Raw genomic sequence first — 866 nt, 5'->3', positions numbered from 1 at the left:
CTGCTGTCGCAAACCCTGGCGGCCGTTGGCGCGGGCACAGCGGTGGCGGTGGCGCAGTCCGGCGATGTCAGCCTCGCGCCCAAGCTGTCCCTGGCGGACGGTCACATTGATTGGCGGCAGCCGGCGCTGGCCATCCGCCGCCGCATCAACGGCGTCACTCCCGAGCCCGGTGCCTGGACCATGCTCGACGGCCAGCGCTTCAAGCTGGGCCCGGTACGCCTGCGGCCCGAGCACCGCGGGCTGCCGCCCGGGGCCGTGAGGCTGTCCGGCGGCTCGTCGGCCTCGGCACTTGTGGGCACGGGCTCCCATGCCGTGGAGCTGGACAGGGTCCAGCCGGCGGGCAAGAAAATGATGGATGCAGCAGATTGGGCCCGCGGGCTCGGACAGCGTGAGGACGTGCACTTCGAATGAGCGGCCGGAATGAAGGCAGCCGGAACAGCGGACGCCAAGGCGGCGGCCAGGGGGCCGGCCGCCGTGATGCTGCGGGGCGGGAGCGCAACCGCGGCGGCACCAGGCAGTACTCCCGATCGGCTCCGTCGCAGCGGACGCGGGCGGCCGACCCGGCCCGGCTGGCGGCCTTCGAGGTGCTCCGCGCGGTGGAACGGGACGATGCGTATGCGAACCTGGTGCTGCCGGCGAGCATCCGCAAACACCGGCTGGACAAGCGCGACGCCGGCTTCGCCACGGAGCTGGCCTACGGCGCCCTCCGCGGTTTGGGCACCTACGATGCCATCCTGGCCCGCTGCGTGGACCGGCCGCTGGACCAACTGGACCCCGCGATCCTCGATGCGCTGCGCCTCGGCGCCCACCAGCTGCTGGCCATGCGGGTGCCGGCCCACGCCGCCCTGGACCAGACCGTCGGCCTG

At 73.3% G+C, this 866-nt stretch carries 2 protein-coding genes; both read left to right on the top strand.

Features of this window, described 5'->3' with window-relative positions:
- Positions 1–411, top strand: a 411-nt coding sequence (locus AC5RV2_RS18585) for a methionyl-tRNA formyltransferase (protein ID WP_494093553.1), incomplete at its 5' end; no start/stop codon positions are given.
- Positions 408–866, top strand: a 459-nt coding sequence (locus AC5RV2_RS18580; RefSeq protein WP_494093552.1) for a transcription antitermination protein NusB, incomplete at its 3' end; no start/stop codon positions are given. The genes AC5RV2_RS18585 and AC5RV2_RS18580, both read left to right, overlap by 4 nt.

The organism is Arthrobacter sp. Y3225116, from assembly GCF_059091245.1.
This window is presented reverse-complemented; position numbering and strand designations above follow the sequence as displayed.